We start from the raw sequence: 14269 nt of genomic DNA on the forward strand, positions 1-14269 counted from the left end.
CTTGCAACGTGGCATGCCACGTTGCAAACTGGCGGCCACGCCGTCAGGAGGTCCGCCGATGACCCGGGTGACCCCGTTCACCGCCGCCGAAGTCGAGTCCCACACCGAGCGCCTGCACGAGGACGGCATCATCGGCCTCCCGGGCGCCTTCACCCGCGACTGGGTGACGCGGCTCGGGGAGGACATCGACACCGCGTTCGCCGAGGCCCGCGCCCGTCCGGACGGTGCCGTCGGCCGCGGTCCGAACCGCTTCTACGTCGAGATCCACCCGGAGCAGCTGCGCGGGTTCACCGACCTGGCCACCCACCCGTGGATCACCGCGATCGCCGAGGCGGTGCTGGGCCCGGAGTACCGGATCGTCGAGGTCGGCTTCGACGTCCCGCTGGCCGGCGCGGCCGACCAGCCGTGGCACCGCGACTTCCCGGCTCCGGAGGGGACCGCGTTGACGTCGCTCGCGGTCAACGTCACCGCCGTCGACACCGAACCGGACATGGGGCCGTTCGAGATCGCCCCCGGCACGCACCGGGACGACGGCGGCGCGTTCGAGCACGGCATGTTCCCGGCGCGCGAGACCTACCCGCGCTACCGGGAGCGCGCGACGCGCAAGTTCCCGAAGATGGGGGACATCTCGATCCGGTCGGCGCTGACCGTGCACCGCGGCACCGCGAACCGGTCGAGGAAGGCCCGCCCGGTCCTCGTGCTGGGCCTCGACGCGCCGGGCGCGGGCCACGACGCCCACCACGACACCGCCGTGACGCGTGGGTACTGGGCGTCGCTGCCGGCGTCCGTGCGCGCCCACCTGCGCTGCCCGATCGTCGGCACCCTGACGCCCATCACCCAGAAGCACACGATCGAAGGCCTGGTGATGGGCGAGTGACGCGACCCCGGGCCGTGGGTCAGGACTGTTCCGGCGGTTCCGGCGGCTGCGGTGCGGCGAACCCGCCCGGTCCGGCCGCGGCCGAGTAGGGCGCGACGGGTGGCGTCGCGGCCGGTGCCACGGGCGGCGCCGAGGGCGGCGGCGCGGCCGAGTAAGGCGCCACGGGCGGAACCGGCTCGCGAGCTTCGTTCTCCGCCGCTTCCTGCGTCGGGGGCGACCCGCTGTCTCGCTGCGGCGACTGGTCGCGGTCTTGGGTCATGCGAACCTCCGGGGGTAGAGGCAGATCCGTGCCTCGGCGGTACCGACGCGGACATCGGCCTGTAGTGCGATCGGCTACCCGGACGGCTCCCCGATAAACGAGACGGGAGAGGCGCGGCACAGCGTGATCTTGTTTAGCGCGAGCCGCGTCCGGGAATCCGGCGCGGGTAGACAAGTGGTCGCCCCAGTCCTCGGCGCCGCAGGACTGGGAAGGAAACACATGACTACGTCTCCGATGAGCGCCGAGGCGGGCGCGCGCGCGACGTCGCGCAACGACTTCGGTGATCTCGGCCGCCTGGTGCGCAGCGAAGGACTGCTCGACCGGCGTTACGGTTACTACGCGGTGAAAATCAGCCTCACGCTGCTCGCCCTGGCCGGCGGCTGCGTGGCGTTCGTACTGCTGGGCGACTCGTGGTGGCAGCTGGCGACCGCGGTGTTCTTCGCCGTGATGTTCGCCCAGATCGCGTTCCTCGGCCACGACGCGGGGCACAACCAGATCTTCCGCACCGGCCGGGCCAACGACCGGCTGGGCTACGCCCTCGGCGGGATCGTCGGCATGAGCTACGGCTGGTGGATGGGCAAGCACACCCGTCACCACGCCGGCCCCAACCACGAGGACGAGGACCCCGACATCGACATCCCGCTGCTCGCCTTCACCCGCGGGCAAACGGGTGACAAGCGCGGGCTCGTGCGCTGGACGTCGAAGTACCAGGCGTTCCTGTTCTTCCCGTTGCTGCTGCTGGAAGGGCTGAGCCTGCACTGGGCCGGCATCCAGGCCGTGCGCGACGACGAGGTCAAGCACCGCCGGCTCGAAGCGGTGTTGCTCTTCGCCCACATCGGTGTCTACCTCGGCGCGGTGTTCGTGGTGCTGTCCCCGCCGGTGGCGCTGGCGTTCATCGCCGTGCACCAGGGGCTGTGGGGGGTGTACATGGGCTGCTCGTTCGCGCCGGGCCACAAGGGGATGCCCACCTACACCGACAAGACGAAGCTCGACTTCCTGCGCAAGCAGGTGCTCACCAGCCGCAACGTCCGCGGCGGCCCGTGGGTGGACTTCACCCTCGGCGGGTTGAACTACCAGATCGAGCACCACCTGTTCCCGAGCATGCCGCGGGTCAACCTGCGCCGCGCGCAGCCGCTGGTGCGGAAGTTCTGCGACGACCACGGGATCGACTACGCCCAGTGCGGGTTGTTCAAAACTTACTACTACGTCCTGCGTTACCTGCACGACGTCAGTGCACCGCTCCGCGTAGCGCACTAGTCCACTTCGGACAGTGCCGGGAGGGCCACCGGGACCGGCCGGCGCATCACCGTAGGGTCACGGGCGTCAGCCGACCGGGCGAACCGTGTCGGCCGCACGGGTTGACCTGGCGCTCACCCGTCGTCAGCGTTTGTGACGCGCCGTCGCGGGCATTACGGTGGCGGGAGAGTGAAGGTCGGCGCCCAGGCCCCGCGCGGACGGTCCTGTCCACGCCTCCGGGAGACCGCGCCATGATTCCTGCACAGCCATTCCCTGGAACACCTGCCAGTCGGGAGCCGCGCCGGTCCGCCGGGCCGCGGCTGCTGGTGCGCCAGAGCGAGGCCGGGGCCGGGGTGCTGGTGGTCGCCGCGACCGGCATCCTCGACGGGACCACGGCGTGGCTGCTGCAGCGCGCCCTCTGGCGGGATCTGCCCGCGACGACGGTGGTCGACCTGTCGGACGTCCCGGTCCTGGGCATCGCCGGCGTGCGCGTCCTCGAAGGCGCCGCGGCCCGCGCCCGGGCCGAACAGCGCCGGATCGCCCTCGTGACGCGCTCCTTCTCCGTCAACCGGGTGCTGCGCCTGTTCGCCCTCGACGTGCGTGTCCCCGTCTACGCGCGGCTGGCGGACGCGGTCGGCGGCACGCGGGGGCTGCACACCGCAGCCGGGCCCAGCGTCCCGCACTCGAGGCAACGCCACCAGTGACGTCACGTCACGCCCACTGGTGATGCCTTCGCACTGTTCGGTGAGCCCTGTCCACGATGGGATTCGACCATCGCCTGGCGCCGAGGGGGCGCCACGAGAAGGGACACCGATGAAGAAGTTCTTGCTGGCCGCGGCGATCGCCGCGGTCGCCGCGACGGCCCTGGTGCCGAGCGCGTCCGCCGCGCCGTCGCCGCCGGACACCCTGAAGTGGGGAACCTGTCCGGCCACCACGTTCCCCACCCCGGACCTGCAGTGCACGACGCTGAAGGTGCCGCTGGACTACCGGGACCCGGGCGGGCGCGAGATCGACCTCCTGGTGTCGAAGATGCCGAGCAAGAACCCGGAAAAGCGGCGCGGGGTGCTGCTGACGAACCCGGGCGGGCCCGGCGTCGGGGGCTGGGACTACCCGCAGCTGATGACGCTCAAGGGGTTGCCGGCCCCGCTGCCGCAGAGCGTGCGCGACGCGTACGACGTGATCGGGTTCGACCCGCGCGGCGTCGGGCACAGCACGCCGGTGACCTGCGACCTGACGCCGGAGCAGCAGGCGATCGGCAACCTGCCCTACGCGAAGGACGCGGCCGACGTCGTGAAGCAGGCGCGGGTCGCGAAGGCGGAAGCCAAGCAGTGCGCGACGTCGAAGACCGGGTGGATGCTGCCGCACGTGACCACGGCGAACACCGCGCGGGACATGGACCGCATCCGCGAGGCGCTGGGCGAGACCCAGGTTTCCTACCTGGGCGGCTCGTACGGCACGTACCTGGGCGCGGTGTACACGACGATGTTCCCGCGGCGCAGCGACCGGATCGTGCTGGACAGCAACCTCGGGCCGGACGGCTACGACGTCGACGCGATGCGTGCGTTCGGCCGGGGCCTGGAAGACCGGTTCCCGGACTTCGCGAAGTTCGCCGCGGCGCACCCGGAGTACGGGCTGGGTACCACGCCCGCCCAGGTGACGGCGAAGTTCTACGACTTGGCCGCCCGCTTGGACAAGAAGCCGGTCGGCGCGTTCACCGGCGGGATCTTCCGCGGGCTGAACTTCAGCTTCACCTACGGCGACACCTCGTTCCCCATGCTGGCGGCCGCGTGGCAGTCGCTGGACCAGGGCAAGGTGCCGACGCTGGCCGGGGAGGCCGCCACGGAGAACGCCTTCGCCGCCCGGTTCGCCGTCATCTGCACCGACTCGGTCTGGCCGAAGTCGGTGGCGGGCTACCAGCGTGACGTCGCGGTCGACCGCGTCCGCTACCCGATGCTCGGCGCGGCTTCGGCGAACATCTCGGCGTGCGCGTACTGGCAGGCCCCGGCGACGGAGCCGAAGGTGCGGATCACCGGGAACGGCCCGTCGAACGTCCTGCTGGTGCAGAACCGGCGCGACCCGGGCACCCCGCTGGTGAACGCCCGCAAGCTGCGCGCGGCGTTCGGTGACCGGGCCCGGATGGTCACCATCGACCAGGGTGGCCACGGCGCCTACGTGGTCGCGCCGAACAAGTGCGGCAACAACGCGGTGACCGACTTCCTGGTCACGGGCGAGCGCCCGGCGCACGACACGTCCTGCGCGGCGGAAACCTCCTGATCGACGCGTTTGCGGGCCCGGCCGGCTTTGAAACCGGCCGGGCCCGCAAACGTTTACGTCACCCGGTCGTGGACGAGTCCTTCGCCGGGGCGGGCACGTCCAGGCTGGTGCGCAGCACAACCGGCTTGAGCAGGACCGCCGCGAGCACGCCCAGCAGCGCGACGCCCGCGGAGATGGCGAAGATGTGCCCGGTGGCGGCCCCGTACGCGGCCGGCGCCGGGACACCTTCGGCTGTGCTGCCGGCGACCTGGTGGGCGAGGATCGCGCCGAGCACGGCGACGCCGATCGTGCCGCCCAGCGACCGGAAGAACGACACGGTGGCGCTCGCCGCGCCGATGTCCTGCAGCGGCACGACGTTCTGCACGACGAGGACGAAGTTCTGCAGCGTCATGCCGACCCCGGCGCCGATCAGGAGCATGGCGACACCGATCAGGACCAGCGGCGTGTGCTCGTCGATGAGCCCCAGCCCGGCGAACCCGGCGGCGAGGCTGACGGCGCCGGTGACGAGGAACGGCTTCAGCCGGCCGGTGCGGCTGATCCGGCGGCCGGCGACGATCGAGAAGACCAGGATGCCCGCCATCATCGGGATGGTCAGCAGCCCGGCCTCGGTGGGGGAGTGCCCGCGGCTGACCTGGAAGTACTGGCTGAGGAAGACCGCGGCGCCGTACATCGCGGTGCCGGCGGCGAGGCTGCCGAGCACGGCCAGCGCGGTGGTGCGCTGCCGGATTATGCGCGGCGGCACCACGGGTTCGGCGGCGCGCAGCTCGACCCGGACGGCCAGCGCGAGCAGCACCAGGGTGCCGCCGACCATGACGGCACTCTGCCACGAGACCCAGGCGAACGAGTCGCCGGCGAACGACACCCAGATCAGCAGCAGGCTCACCCCGCCGGTGATCAGGGTGGCGCCCCAGTAGTCGATGCGGACGTTGTCACGGCGCACGACCGGCAGGCGCAAGGTCAGCTGCAGCAGGATCATGGCGACGACCGCGAAGGGCACGCCGATGAAGAAGCACCACCGCCAGCCCAGCCACGACGTGTCGACGAGGTAGCCGCCCAGCAGCGGCCCGCCGATCGTGGACAACGCCGTGACGCTGCTCTGGTAACCGGCGTACCGGCCGCGTTCGCGGGGCGGGATCATCGTGGCGATGGCGATCTGCACCAGCGACTGCAGGCCGCCGACGCCGATGCCCTGCAGCGCGCGGGCGCCGATCAGCTGCCCCGCGTCCTGGGCCAGGCCGGCGGCGATCGAGCCGGCGATGAACACGCCGGCGGTGAGCTGGATGAGGGACTTCTTGCTGTAGAGGTCGGCGAGCTTGCCCCAGATCGGCGTCGCGGCGGTGGCGGCGAGCAGGGTCGCGGTGACGACCCAGGCGTACTGGGTGGGCGAGCCGTGCAGGTCGCGCAGCATCCGGGGCAGCGCGGTGGCGACCACGGTGCTGCTCAGCGTCGAGACGAACAGGGCCAGCAGCAGGCCGGTGAGTGCCTGGAGGATCTGCCGGCGTCCCGGCGCGGTCACGGCGTTTCCGCGGGGATGAGGTGCAGGAGAACGCCGTCGGCGGCGAGGTAGAGGCTGCGGTCGGCCGCCGCGGCGAGGCCGGCGAACGGCCGCGGCACGCCCGGCATGCCGTGAGTGAACAGCGCGGGTTGGTCCCTTGTGGACGGACCGGTCCCGGGAAGGTCCGCCACGGTCCGGCTTTCCCCGGTCGTCAGGTCGACCTCGACGACCCGGTGTCGCCCGGTTTCGGCGACGAACAACCGGCCGTCGCTCACGACGATCCCTTGTGGACGGTCGAGCCCGTCGGCGAGCACGGCCGGCGTCTCCCCGTCGAGCCGGTACACCGCGCCGCGGTCCTCGTCGCTGACGTACCAGCGCCCGTCATCGGCCACCGCGACGTCGACCGGGCGGCCGAGTCCCTCGGCGAGCACGCCGACGGTGTCGTCGGCGTCGATGGTGCGCACTCGCCCGGCCCCGGCTTCGGCGACCACGAGCACGCCGTCCTGGCGCAGCGCGATCCCCAGCGGCTGGTCCAGCCCGGACGCCCGGGTGCGCACGGCCCGCGTCGTCCGGTCGTACGTCCGGACCTGGCCGTACTGCGAGGTGAGGTGGAGCAGGTCGCCGTCGGCGGTGATGCCGTGCGCGAAGGTGAGCAGCCCGGTGGTGGCGACGTCGTCGTCCGGCGTGCGCGGGCGGGCGACGCGGTAGTGGTCGGCGGTGTGCACGCCGCCGCCGAGGTCGATCGTCACGCCGAACGGGCCGGCGAGGCCGCGGGGCGTGATCTCGCGGGTGCGCCCGTCGGGGTGCAGTTCGGTGATGCCGCCGCCGGTGTAGCTGGAGACGTACATCCGGTTCCCGTCGTCGAAGGCGGCGTTGTCGAGCCCGGGAATCCCGCTGGTGACGAGGGATTCGGTGCCGGAGCTGTGGAGGTCGACACGGGTGACGATGCCGGCGACGCCGCGGGAGAGCACGAGCAGCACACCGGCCTGGTCGAAGCGGACGGCGACGGGCTCGTGCACGTTCGCGGCGACGAGCTCCGGTTCGCCGCCGTCGGGCGGGATGCGGAAGACCTCGCCGGTCATCATGTGCGGGTAGTAGAGGTGGCCGTCCGGGCCGAGCTGCATGGCGTTGCCCATGGCGAGCCCGCCGGTGAGCACCACGGGCCCGTCGTCACGCAGCTCCAGCAGACGCCCGCCCGGGATCATCTCGTTGACGAACAGCCGGTCGCCGACGCAGGCGATCCCGTTGGGCAGCCGCACCTGGTCGGTGACCAGGCTGAACGCGCCGTCGGGCCGGCGTCGCCAGACCCGGCCGGGTACCAGGTCGGTGACGTACATCGAGCCGTCCGCGCCGAAGGCGAGATCGTCCGGCGCCTGCACCGGCCCACCGGCCGGCACGATCACCTCGACGTCACCGGAGGCGACGTCGACGGCGCTGATCTGCCCGGCCAGGAACTGCGCCGCGTACAGGCGCCCGTCCGGCCCGAAGGCGATGCCGTTCGACCCCCGCAGGGGCGCGGGCCGGGTCAGCCGCCGAGCCCGGAAGCCGGTCATGGGTTCCCTTCCGGTGTTTAAAGCAACTGCTTGATTCACGATACAGGTGGATCTTCGGGGGTGCGGCCCGGGCCTACACGCTCCTCCCGGCGGGAGCACCCCGCCGCCGCGGAACTGGCGGCTGGTGCACGTTCGCCCGCCGGCTGGGCCACCATTACCCGGCAGGCCGGCCACAGAGAGGAAGTCGTCATGGACGGGCTCACCGAAGAGGAAGTGGCGATCGTCGCCCTGGTGGGGGAGTTCGTCGACCGCGAAGTGCGGCCCGTGGCGCGGGAGCTCGACCACGGCGACGTCTACCCGGAGCAGCTCATCGAGCAGATGAAGGCGATGGGCATCTTCGGCCTCGCGATCCCCGGACCGTGGGGCGAGGCGCACGTGTCCGCGCGGTGCTACGCCGCCGTCACCGAGGAGCTGGCCCGCGGCTGGATGAGCCTGGCCGGCGCGATGGGCGGGCACACCGTCGTGGCGAAGCTGCTGCTCGACCACGGCACGCCGGAGCAGCGGGACGCCTACCTGCCGAAGATGGCGACCGGCGAGATCCGCGCGACGATGGCCCTGACCGAACCCGGCGGCGGCTCCGACCTGCAGGCCCTGCGCACCACCGCCCGCCGCGACGGCGACGCCTACGTCGTCAACGGCTCCAAGACGTGGATCACGAACGCCCGCCGCTCCCAGCTCATCGCGCTGCTGTGCAAGACCGATCCCGCGGCGGACCCGGCGCACAGCGGCATCAGCATCCTGCTCGCCGAGCCCGGTCCCGGCTTCCACGTCTCGCGCGACCTGCCGAAGCTGGGCTACAAGGGCGTCGAGAGCTGCGAACTGGCCTTCGACGACTTCCGCGTCCCGGCGACGGCGCTGCTCGGCGGGACGGAAGGCCGCGGGTTCACGCAGATGATGCGCGGGCTGGAGATCGGCCGCATCCAGGTCGCCTGCCGGGCGCTGGGTGTCGGGCGCGCCGCCCTCGAGGATTCCCTGCGCTACGCCCAGGAGCGCGAGAGTTTCGGCAAGCCGATCTGGCAGCACCAGTCCGTCGGCAACCTCCTGGCGGACATGGCCACCAAGCTCGAGGCCGCGCGCCAGCTGGTGCACCACGCCGCCCGCCGGTACGACTCCGGCGAGCGCGCCGACCTGGAAGCCGGGATGGCGAAGCTGTTCGCGTCGGAGACGGCCATGGAGATCGCCCTCGACGCGGTGCGGATCCACGGCGGGTACGGCTATTCCACCGAGTTCGACGTCGAACGGTACTTCCGTGACGCGCCGCTGATGATCGTCGGCGAGGGCACCAACGAGATCCAGCGGAACGTCATCGCGCGCCAGCTCGTCAAGCGGCACCCGCTCCCGTCCTGAACCCTCGCGCGGAAGGAGACACATGGACCGCACGGAGCTGATCCAGCCCGAGCCGGCGGAGGCGCTCGCCGCGTTGCTCGGGGTGCCGCTGCCGGACGTCGAGGCCGGGCTTCCGTTGCTGTGGCACTGGCTGTACCTGCTGGAGCGGCCCGCGCAGGCGGACCTCGGCCCGGACGGCCACCCCGTGCGCGGCGGGGTCCTCGCCCCGCCGGGCCCGGGACGACGTCGCATGTGGGCGGGCGGCCGGGTCCGGACGTCCGGGGCGCTGCGCTGCGGCGAACCCGCGACCCGGCACTCGGAAGTCCTGTCCACGACGGAGAAACACGGCCGATCGGGCACGCTGACGTTCGTCGTCGTCGCGCACCGGATCTCGCAGCGCGGGCAGGTCGTGGTCGACGAGCGGCAGGACGTCGTCTACCGCGAAGCCGGCCTACCGAGCCTGCCCGAAGACGGTCCGGTGGTCCCGCCCGCAGCCGGCGACCGGGCGCTCGACGTGACGCCGACGCTGCTGTTCCGCTTCTCCGCCCTGACCTACAACGCCCACCGCATCCACTACGACCGCGACTACAGCCGCGACGTCGAGGGCTATCCGGGCCTGCTCACCCACGGCCCGCTCCAGGCCCTGGCCATGGCGGAAGCCGCCCGCGCGGCGGGCCGTGGTGGCGACCAGACCTTCGACTACCGGCTCGTCTCACCGCTGTTCGACCACCAGGGCCTGATCGCCCGCGCCGACATCGCGGCGGACGGCGTGACGACGGCCGTCCGCGACCACCACGGCCGGCAGACCGCCACCGGCACGCTGCACTGAGCCAGGGAGCACCACGGCCTGGTTGCGCCAGGGGAGACCGGCGACGCTGGAAGCATGGACAACGAACACGCCCCCGTCACCCACGTGATCGAAGCCGTAACCCACGTGACTGGGGCCGGAACTCGCGTGATCAGAGCCGGAACTCGCGACTTCCGGGTTCAATCACGCGAGTCACGGCCCTGATCACGCGAGTTCCGGCTCGGATCACGTCGGTGACGGGCCGTGTCACGCGGGTGCCGGGGTCAGCTGACCCGTTCCCGGCCGATCCTCACAAGGTCGAGAGGAAGACGTAGTCGCCCGAGCCGACCCGGTAGGTGACGTAACCGTTCTGCGCCCCCGCGAACCGGGCGCCCGGGGGTGCCTGGACGGCGCGGGCGTCGCGGGCCGGCACCGAGATCTCGGCCGTCGCTCCTACCGGCACTCCGGCGCGCAGGGTGAAACGGCCGTGGTCTCGGGTCCACGCCGAGCTCACCTGGCCGAGCGGGGACTCGACGTGGGCCGACGCGGTCGTGAGGTCGCCGACCGGGTGGGGCTGGATCTTGACCGCCGTGTAGCCGGGCGCCGCCGGCTCGATCCCGGCGACGCGCTGGTAGAGCCAGTCGTCGACAGTGCCCAGGAAGGCGTGGTCGTGCGAGCGCGAGGTGGCGGCCCACTCCTCCCACATCGTGGTGGCGCCGAGACCGGTGAACCAATAGCCCCAGCCGGGGTACGTCGGGTTCGTCGCCACCTGGTAGGCGAGGTCGCCGTACCCGGCGTCGGTGAGCGCCGGGAGGATGATCTTCGTGCCCAGCGCCCCGGTGTTGAGGTGGACGCCACGCGTTTTGACGTCATTGACGAGGTTCGCGACCACGGCCGGGCGGTTCGGCGCCGGGACGATGCCGAGGCTCAGCGGCAGCAGGTTCGACGTCTGGCGGTAGCCGGCCGCGCGGTCGTCGTAGTACGCCCCGGACGCCTTGTCGAGGAACGTCGTGTTGAGCGCGTTCGCGACCGTGCCCGCGAAGGCGTCGAAGTGCTTGGCGTCGGCTTCGTGGCCCAAAGCGCGGGCGATCTTGGCCATGGTCGTGGCCGTCTTGTCGATGTAGGCCGTGCCGGAGAGCCGGGTGCCCTCGGGCGGGTTCGCGGCGCCGGGCGCGAGCCAGTCGCCGTAGCTGAAGCCGGTGTAGATGTTCCCGGTCTTCGCGATGTCCTGCTCGTAGAAGGCGAGCCACGCCTTCATCGCGTCGTAGTTCTCGGCGAGGGCGTGGGTGTCGCCGTAGTACCAGTAGAGGTCCCACGTGATCAGGACGAAGCTCGCCGACCAGACCGGGTCCTTGACCTGCTTGCCGCCGACCGTCGCGGGCACGGTCTGGCCGATCGACCCGTCCGGGTTCTGGTCGTCGCGGTGCTCGCGCATCCAGTTCTCGTAGAAGTCCTGCATGTCGAAGTGGGCGATCGCGGAGTCGGCGGACAGGTGCGCGTCCGCGGTGTACGGCCGCTTCTCGTACATCGGGGTGTCGGTCGGGACGGAGTGCAGGTTGTTCAGGATCGTGTTCGCTTCGGCGTCGTCGTAGCGGTTGAGCAGCGGGCTGGAGCTGGTGAAGTCGCCGGTGGTGGCGACGGCCGTGTGGACGCGTTCGGCGTCGACCGACGCGACGGTGACCCCCGCCGGCGCGGCGACCTGGACGTAGCGGAAGCCCGCGTAGCTGTAGCTGGGCTGGTAGCTCTCCAAGCCGTCGCCCTTGAGGATGTACGTGTAGGACTGCAGCTGCATGCCGAACCCGCCGACGTTGTCCACCGTGCCGTCCGGGTTCAGCTTCTCGCCGTAAGTGATCGTCACCTGGGCGCCGGCGGGCCCGCGCAGGCCGACTCGCGCCCAGCCCGCGGTCGGGCCGGCGACGTCGTAGACGTGCACGCCGTCGCGCGGCGTGGTGACGGCGGTGATCGGCAGGTCGTCGGTCACCTTGATGGGCGGGAACGCCTCCGCGCGCAGCGTCCCGGCGGGTCCGGTCACCGGCAGTGCGGGCCGCCAGCCGGTGGCGTCGAACCCGGTGGCGGTCCAGCCGGGCCGCTCCAGCCGCGCGTCGTAGGTCTCGCCGAACCAGAGCGACTCCGTGCGAGTCGGCCCGTCGGCGACCTTCCAGGTGTTGTCGCTGGTGACCCGCTTGGTGCTGCCGTCCTGGTAGGTGACGTCGAGCTCGAGCTTCAGCTTGGGCTCGCTGTGCCACGGCGAAGCGACCCACTCGTCGGGGTTCGTCATCGCGTAGTACCCGCGGCCCAGGCTCACGCCCACCGCGTTGCCGCCCGCGCGCAGGGCCGCGGTGACGTCGTAGGTCGTGTACAGCGCGGTCTTGTCGTAGACGGTGAACCCGGGGTCCAGCTCATGGTCGCCGACCCGAGCGCCGTTGAGGTAGAGCTTGTAGTAGCCGAGACCGGCGATGTACGCGCGAGCGGACCTGATCGGCTTGTTCAGGGTGAACTCGTTGCGCAGCAACGGTTCCGGCGGGGGAGGCGTGGAGACGGAGCTGCCCCACGGACCGGACCCGTACGCGGCGGCCACGAGCGCCTGCGGCCAGGCCGCGTCGTCGAAGTCCGGTTGCTGCCAGCCGGTCGCGGCGGTGTTCGCGGACTTCCAGGAGGCGTCGGTGACGAGGTCGAAGGGGGTGCCCGAGCTTTCGACCCGGAGCTTGCCGAGGAAGCCGGCCGGCCCGGGCTGGGCGTTGGTCGCCTCGGCCGCGATCACGTTGCGGCCGGGACGCAGCGCCGTCGAGACGTCGACGACGGTCGCCGTCCGCCAGGAGTCGCCGACGTGCGGCGAAGCGGCGACCTGCTGTCCGTTGACGGACACGGTGAAGCTGTCGTCGGCCGTGAGCTCGAGCTGGGCCGACGTGATCCGGTCGCCGGCGGGCAGGTCGAACGCACGCCGGAAGTACCGCGTGCCGACGGGTGCCGAGTCGGCCGGATTCCCTTCGGGGTACCAGATCCAGCTCGCGCCGGTCAGCGACGGCGGCGTCGCGGTCGTCTGCGCGCCGATCCAGTCACCCTGGAACTCGCCCGGCGCCAGGAACGCCGTCTCGAACGACGCCGATGCACTCCACCGCGAAGCGTGCCGGGCGGCGTCCCAGACCTGGACGCGCCAGAAGTAGCGGGTCCGCGCCTTCAGGGCGTGGCCGGCGTAGGTGACGTCGAACGACTGCGACGACCGCACTTCGCCGCTGTCCCACACGTTCGCGGGCCCGCCGGCCTCGGTGGAGACCACGATCCGGTACGCCGACTGACGCGCGGTGTCCTTCGCGGTCAGCGCCCAGCCGAACCGCGGCCGGGCGACGTCGACCCCGAGCGGGTCGGTCTGGTGCTCGACCTGCAGGCCGCCGGCCTGGACGTCGCCGAGCGCGGGAAACGCCTCGACGGGCGCCACCCCCAGGACCAGGAAGGTGAGCAGGGCCAACGAAGCCGTCATCAGGCGCGAAGACATCGCGTTCCTCTCTCCGTTGACAGGGCGGCGGTCGATCCCCGACGAAATGAATCGTTTCAACCCGTGTGGCGAGGATGATGGTAGGCAGAACTCCGACCTGGTGACAAGAGGCCGGCGGTCGCCTCCGCGGCGACCGCCGGCCGGCTCCGGCCGCGTCAGGCCCGCGCCGGGCGGGGACCGCGGCCGAGCAACACGAGCGCGACAACGGCTTGCACGACCAGGACGATCGCCTGCGCCAGTGGCGCGTTGACGGTCAGCAGCGCGATGGTCGTGTTGACGCCGAAATGGACCGCGATCGACGCCGGAACACCGCCGCGTTCGTAGGCGAAAACGGTCAGCAGTCCCATCGGGATGACACCGAGAATGAACAGCAGACCGCTCAAGCTGAACAGGCCGAAAGAAGCCTGGATCGTGCCGGTGATGAAGAACAACGGCAGGTGCCACACGGCCCAGATGACACCCAGCAGCAAACCGGCCTGCAGCCGCGTCATCGACGCGCGCAGGCGCGGATAAGCCGTGCCGCGCCAGCCGGGCTCCTCGGCCAGCGGGCCGCCGATCAGCATGCTGATCACGAAGGCCACGGGCCCGCCGGCGGTCGTGACCAGGTGCTGTCCCGTCGTCAGGCTCAGCGGGGGACCGCCGAGGACGTCCGCGAGCAGCACGGCGGCGACGACGGTCGCGGATGCCAGTACCAGCAAGGGAAGTATCCAGAACCACCGCACGACCGGCCGGGAGCCGACCGCGTGCACCGGGGCGGGTTCACCGCGGCGGGCGCGCCGCACCCGGACGGCGATCGCGCCGAACACCGGGCCGAAGCCGCCGAGCAGGTAGGGCACGACGGTGGGGGAGCTGGTCGGCGGTCCGCCGAGCAGGATCGCGACGAGCCAGAACGCCCAGCTCGTCGTGAACGTGACGGTCCAGAAAAGTGCCAGCCCGCTTTTCCGCCGAACCGGGGAAATGGTGGTCACG

11 protein-coding genes are annotated in these 14269 nt (G+C 71.6%); 6 read left to right on the forward strand and 5 right to left on the reverse strand.

Going from position 1 to position 14269, the window contains the following annotated elements; genetic code table 11:
• Positions 1-58 precede the first annotated feature (58 nt).
• The gene (locus OG439_RS06005; RefSeq protein ID WP_326948347.1) at positions 59-877 is read left to right on the forward strand and encodes a phytanoyl-CoA dioxygenase family protein; all 819 of its coding nucleotides are present in this window, start codon (positions 59-61) and stop codon (positions 875-877) included.
• A 19-nt stretch (positions 878-896) separates the two neighbouring features.
• Here OG439_RS06005 and OG439_RS06010 read toward each other — a convergent pair whose 3' ends face one another.
• Positions 897-1136, reverse strand: a complete 240-nt coding sequence (locus OG439_RS06010; RefSeq protein ID WP_326948348.1) for a hypothetical protein — start codon at positions 1134-1136, stop codon at positions 897-899.
• Positions 1137-1370: 234 nt separating this feature from the next.
• Between OG439_RS06010 and OG439_RS06015 the strand changes: the two genes are divergently transcribed.
• From OG439_RS06015 to OG439_RS06025, 3 genes are all read left to right on the forward strand, one after another.
• A complete protein-coding gene (locus OG439_RS06015) occupies positions 1371-2393 on the forward strand; it encodes a fatty acid desaturase family protein (RefSeq protein ID WP_326948349.1) in 1023 nt (340 codons plus the stop codon).
• Between the two features lie 305 nt (positions 2394-2698).
• On the forward strand, positions 2699-3076 hold the full coding sequence (locus tag OG439_RS06020) for an STAS domain-containing protein (protein ID WP_326948350.1): 378 nt from the start codon (positions 2699-2701) through the stop codon (positions 3074-3076).
• Positions 3077-3185: 109 nt separating this feature from the next.
• Positions 3186-4646, forward strand: coding sequence for an alpha/beta hydrolase (locus tag OG439_RS06025; protein ID WP_326948351.1), 1461 nt, complete (start codon positions 3186-3188; stop codon positions 4644-4646).
• Positions 4647-4704: 58 nt separating this feature from the next.
• Here the strand turns inward: OG439_RS06025 and OG439_RS06030 are convergent, their stop codons facing one another.
• Positions 4705-6162, reverse strand: a complete 1458-nt coding sequence (locus OG439_RS06030; protein ID WP_326948352.1) for an MDR family MFS transporter — start codon at positions 6160-6162, stop codon at positions 4705-4707.
• On the reverse strand, positions 6159-7694 hold the full coding sequence (locus OG439_RS06035) for a hypothetical protein (RefSeq protein WP_326948353.1): 1536 nt from the start codon (positions 7692-7694) through the stop codon (positions 6159-6161). Before OG439_RS06035 ends, OG439_RS06030 begins: the two co-directional genes overlap by 4 nt.
• A 189-nt stretch (positions 7695-7883) precedes the next feature.
• On the opposite strand from OG439_RS06035, the gene OG439_RS06040 reads away from it, so the two are divergent.
• Positions 7884-9041, forward strand: a complete 1158-nt coding sequence (locus OG439_RS06040) for an acyl-CoA dehydrogenase family protein (RefSeq protein ID WP_326948354.1) — start codon at positions 7884-7886, stop codon at positions 9039-9041.
• Between the two features lie 22 nt (positions 9042-9063).
• Positions 9064-9849, forward strand: coding sequence for an FAS1-like dehydratase domain-containing protein (locus OG439_RS06045; protein WP_326948355.1), 786 nt, complete (start codon positions 9064-9066; stop codon positions 9847-9849).
• A gap of 268 nt (positions 9850-10117) precedes the next feature.
• Here the strand turns inward: OG439_RS06045 and OG439_RS06050 are convergent, their stop codons facing one another.
• Positions 10118-13285 carry a family 78 glycoside hydrolase catalytic domain gene (locus OG439_RS06050; protein ID WP_326948356.1) on the reverse strand — a complete coding sequence of 1056 codons (3168 nt, stop codon included), beginning with the start codon at positions 13283-13285 and terminating at the stop codon, positions 10118-10120.
• Between the two features lie 170 nt (positions 13286-13455).
• Positions 13456-14268 (reverse strand): CPBP family intramembrane glutamic endopeptidase, encoded by an 813-nt coding sequence (locus OG439_RS06055; RefSeq protein WP_326948357.1) that lies wholly within the window; start codon positions 14266-14268, stop codon positions 13456-13458.
• Position 14269: the final 1 nt, after the last annotated feature.

The sequence above is a fragment of the Amycolatopsis sp. NBC_01307 genome (assembly GCF_035975215.1).
GTDB lineage: Bacteria > Actinomycetota > Actinomycetes > Mycobacteriales > Pseudonocardiaceae > Amycolatopsis.

What these genes read in the sequence shown, in the direction of transcription:
- OG439_RS06005 (WP_326948347.1), top strand. Translation starts at nt 59, where the DNA reads ATGACCCGGGTGACCCCGTTCACCGCCGCCGAAGTCGAGTCCCACACC.
- OG439_RS06025 (WP_326948351.1), top strand. Translation starts at nt 3,186, where the DNA reads ATGAAGAAGTTCTTGCTGGCCGCGGCGATCGCCGCGGTCGCCGCGACG.
- OG439_RS06010 (WP_326948348.1), bottom strand. Translation starts at nt 1,136, where the DNA reads ATGACCCAAGACCGCGACCAGTCGCCGCAGCGAGACAGCGGGTCGCCC.
- OG439_RS06015 (WP_326948349.1), top strand. Translation starts at nt 1,371, where the DNA reads ATGAGCGCCGAGGCGGGCGCGCGCGCGACGTCGCGCAACGACTTCGGT.
- OG439_RS06045 (WP_326948355.1), top strand. Translation starts at nt 9,064, where the DNA reads ATGGACCGCACGGAGCTGATCCAGCCCGAGCCGGCGGAGGCGCTCGCC.
- OG439_RS06050 (WP_326948356.1), bottom strand. Translation starts at nt 13,285, where the DNA reads ATGACGGCTTCGTTGGCCCTGCTCACCTTCCTGGTCCTGGGGGTGGCG.
- OG439_RS06035 (WP_326948353.1), bottom strand. Translation starts at nt 7,694, where the DNA reads ATGACCGGCTTCCGGGCTCGGCGGCTGACCCGGCCCGCGCCCCTGCGG.
- OG439_RS06040 (WP_326948354.1), top strand. Translation starts at nt 7,884, where the DNA reads ATGGACGGGCTCACCGAAGAGGAAGTGGCGATCGTCGCCCTGGTGGGG.